This window comes from Streptomyces sp. FH025, assembly GCF_017427025.1.
Classification (GTDB): Bacteria; Actinomycetota; Actinomycetes; order Streptomycetales; family Streptomycetaceae; genus Kitasatospora.
Genome location: NZ_JAFLNG010000719.1, coordinates 1 through 3852, shown reverse-complemented (window position 1 = coordinate 3852; position 3852 = coordinate 1). Strand labels below are relative to the sequence as shown.

At 73.3% G+C, this 3852-nt stretch carries 2 protein-coding genes and 1 pseudogene; 2 read left to right on the top strand and 1 reads right to left on the bottom strand.

Annotated features, from left to right (window positions below):
• Positions 1-135: 135 nt before the first annotated feature.
• Positions 136-1485, bottom strand: coding sequence for a hydrolytic protein (locus J0670_RS32680; protein ID WP_207815724.1), 1350 nt, complete (start codon positions 1483-1485; stop codon positions 136-138).
• A gap of 277 nt (positions 1486-1762) precedes the next feature.
• Between J0670_RS32680 and J0670_RS32675 the strand changes: the two genes are divergently transcribed.
• Entirely contained in the window at positions 1763-2485 is a 723-nt protein-coding gene (locus tag J0670_RS32675; protein WP_207815722.1) for a LuxR C-terminal-related transcriptional regulator, read from the top strand.
• Between the two features lie 149 nt (positions 2486-2634).
• A pseudogene (locus J0670_RS32670) lies at positions 2635-3852 on the top strand (PD40 domain-containing protein); the annotation flags it as partial.

Below are 3852 nucleotides of genomic sequence, written 5' to 3'. Positions count from 1 at the left end.
CGTGCTGTAAGGGGAGATACGGGAGGGGGATCGTGGAGAAGAACGGGTCGGAACGGGCCCGTCGGCATCATGAGGGGCAAGCGGCGTACCTTCCCCTCCGGTTGCCCGGAGGGGAAGGCCACCGTGCACGTCGAATCAGTTGCCTTGCCTGATGTCGCTCAACGACCCGCTGACGTTCAGGAGTTCGTGGCAGGCCGCCGCCTGCTTGCCCGAGGCCGGGGTGCCAGGGGTCTCGCAGGTCACGCTCGCCGTCACCGCCTGGTCCTCGGGGACCTGGATGGGAGTCACCCAGTGGTAGTCCTGGTTGCGGAAGGTCTCCAGCGCGATGGTAGTGATCGTCTGGTTGCCGGCCGTGATGGTCACTAGCCCCTGGTCGCCCTGGAAGTTGGCGACCACGATGTCAGTGATATCGAACACTTTGCCGTGTGGAACCTGGTAACTGCCCGTCGCAGAGGCACTATTGGCGGTCTGCACGTCGATGGTGGCGGAGCTCTGCTGACCGGTGCCCGGTACGGCCAGGCCGCCCGGGCCGCCGCCGCGGCCGGTGGTGCCGGGGCTCTGCTGTCCGGTGCCGGGCTTGCCCGGGGTGCCGGTGTTCCCGCCGGACGGGGCCGTCGGTGCGCCGCCGTCGGGGGCGGCGGAGGTCGGCGCCGGGGTGGCGGACTGCTGGGCGACGGCCTGCTCGGCGGCCTGCTTCGCGGAGCTGCGCACCGCCGGGCGGACCAGGGCGAACCAGGCCAGCAGCAGCGCGAGCAGCGCCGCGAGGAGCGCGAGCAGCCACTTGGGGAGGATGGGCAGTTGAATGAATTCGCCGTCAAGGGTGGGGTGTTGGGTGGCCGGGGCGGCCTCCGACTTGCCGTCGGCCCCCTTGTCGCCCGCGGCCTCCGCCAGGCCCGCCGTGACCTCGAACGGCCAGGACACCGGCTTGCCGAACCAGATCAGCTTGCGCCGACGCGCCTGCACCCGCAGCTCGCCGGACTCGCCCGGTTCGAGGCGCAGCCGCTCCGGCGTGACCCGGAACCGCAGGTCCTCGCCGGCCTGTCCGGGTGTGAGGACGATGGTGCCGGGGGCGTTCCCGAGGTTGCGCACCGACGTCCGGTAGCGGCCGCGCAGCCAGCCGCGACGGCGGCGCGGGGCGAGCGCGGCCTGGAGCTCGTGGAACGGCGTCACCGTGACGGTCGCCTCGGGAACCGTCACCAGATCCGGGCGCTCGGTCGGCAACACCCGGATGCCGAGCGGGAATTCACCGGCCCGTGCGGAGGGCGAACGCGGCGGGGCCAACCGGACCGTCACCGTCTCGGATGTCCCCGGGTAGAGCGAGACCCGGGCCGGCTCGACAGTCGTCCACGCGGCGCAGTCGCCGACCACCTCCAGCGTGTACGCCTCAACGATGTCGAGGTCGTTGCGTACCGTCAGGGTCGTGGTGGCCACGCCACCGGGCGCCACCGTCAGTGCGGGCAGGCCGAGTTCGGCGGATGTGGTCATAGCGTGACGGTAGGACCGCAGGGCGGCCCGAGGAGAGAGCCGTACGGGCAAGCCGTGGGCACACCCCTTGCCCGTACGGGCGGACCGGCCCTGCCCGGCGCCGTCGCGCCGAACCGCGGGATCGCCCCCGCACCATCCGAACCCACGGACGCCCGCACCCTCTGACCCGCGGGCGCCCCCAACCCTCAGGCCCACGGCCGACCGCGCGGTACGGCGGCCGGCCGTCACCACCCCAGGTCCACTGGAGACCCAGGGCCACTGGAGAATGGAGAATTCGATGACGTCGATCAGTACGTCTCGTGAGGAAGCCGTCGCCACCCGCCGGACCGTGGTGGCGCAGCGGTCCGGCAGTGCCAGGCCGGCCGGGCCGGGCGCCGCCACCCAGGTGCGCGTGGCGGTGTACGCGGAGGACCTCATCCTGCAGACCGGCGTGGTCCAGCAGCTGCGCCAACGGCCCGAGGTGGAGCTGCTGAGCGAGGCCGAGGCGGCGCGGGCGGACGTCTCCCTGCTGGTGGTCGACGCCCTGACCGAGGCGGTGGCCGAGCACCTGCGCCGGCTGCGGCTCGCCACCTCGGGCCGGATAGGCCTGGTGGTGGGGCACTTCGAGGCCGGCGGGCTGCAGACGATCGTCGAGTGCGGGGTCGCCGCCGTGCTGCGCCGCTCGGAGGCGGACCAGGACCGGCTAGTGCACCTCATCACCGCGCTGGCCAACGGCGAGGGCGTCATGCCCGGGGACCTGCTCGGCGAGCTGCTCGACCGGATCGGGATGCTCCAGCGCACCATGCTGGACGGGCGGGGCCTGACCCTGTCGACGTTAACGGCCCGGGAGGCGGAGATGCTGAAGCTGGTCGCCGAAGGCTTCGACACCAGTGAGATCGCCACCAAGACCTCGTACTCCGAACGCACCGTCAAGAACGTGCTGCACGAGATCATCACGCGGCTGGGCCTGCGCAACCGGGCGCACGCGGTGGGGTACGCCATGCGGCGCGGCCTGATCTGAAGTCACAGTCAAGACCCACGGCCGTGGCGGCCTGCCCTTTGGGGGCACAGGGCGTTGCCCCCGGCTCGGGTGCCCGGGCTCTGTTCCCGGGTGCCCGGGCCGGGGAGACTGCGGGGGAGACCGCCCCTGCCATCCTGTGAGGTCGAGCCGTGATCGGCGCCACCGGCACTCCCCGCTCCATCCGGCGGCCGGCCCGGGCCGCCGCCGCCGTCCTGCTCGCGTTGGCGACGGCCTTGGTGACCTTGGGTTCCGCAGCCCCGGAGGGGCAGGGCAGCCCCACGGCGCAGGCCGCCGCGGCCGACCCGGCCGCCGGGCGGATCGTCTACGCCGGCACGAATCACCGCGGCCTCGGCCGGGTGACGGGCGCGGCGGACAGCAGCCCGCTGTTCGGGCCGGGCCCGATCCACTTCGACCAGGACCCCTCGGCCCGGGGCGGCGAACTGGTCTTCACCAGCCTGCGCGACGGCCCGCTGCCGCAGGTGTACCTGCGCGACGCGGCCGGCGCGGTGCACCGGCTCACCACCGGCATGGACACCGCCCACCCCGCCCTCGCCCCGGACGGCAAGGGCGTCGTCTTCGAGGCCCTGGAGCCCCGTGGCGACGGCGGCTCCCAGCACGTCCTGTGGGCGGTCAACCGGGACGGCAGCGGGCTGCGCCGGATCACCGACGGCGCGGCCGACGAGACCCACCCCACGGTCTCGCCCGACGGCAAGTGGATCGCGTACGCCTGCACCGGCCAGCCGGGGCACATCCAGATCTTCCTGCGGCCGTTCGGCGGCGGCGCTCCGGTCAAGATCTCCAACGTGACCAGCGGGGACGCGATCGACCCGACCTGGAACCCGGTCGACGACGACGAGCACCGCAACCAGATCGTCTACACCTGGGACCAGGGCGACAAGGGCCGCACCCTGATCCTCACCTCGCCCACCGGCGGCGAGAAGGCCTTCTTCCCCGGCACCGGCTCCACCTGGAGGACCGGCTCCGCCTCCTGGCTGGCCGACGGCACCGGGGTGCTCTTCCTGAGCGCCGACCGGCTCACCCCCGCGCCCCCGGGGCCGCCGACCGACCCCGCCCAGCCGCCGGTCGTCAACCTGTACCGCGCCCCGACCTGCTCCTGCACCGAACCCCAACTGCTCTACAGCACCAACCGGTTGATCGCGGCCCCGACCTGGCTCGGCACCCAGGCCGAGGGCGGGCCCGTCGTGGAACAGGCCAGCGCCTCGGCCGCCAACGTCGCCGACCTCCAGGACATCCGCCCCGACGGCGCCGACCCGCGCGACCTCGGCGTCAGCATCCTCCGGGAGGACCCGGCCGCCGTTCGGCGGCGGCGCTCCGGTCAAGATCTCCAACGTGACCAGCGGGGACGC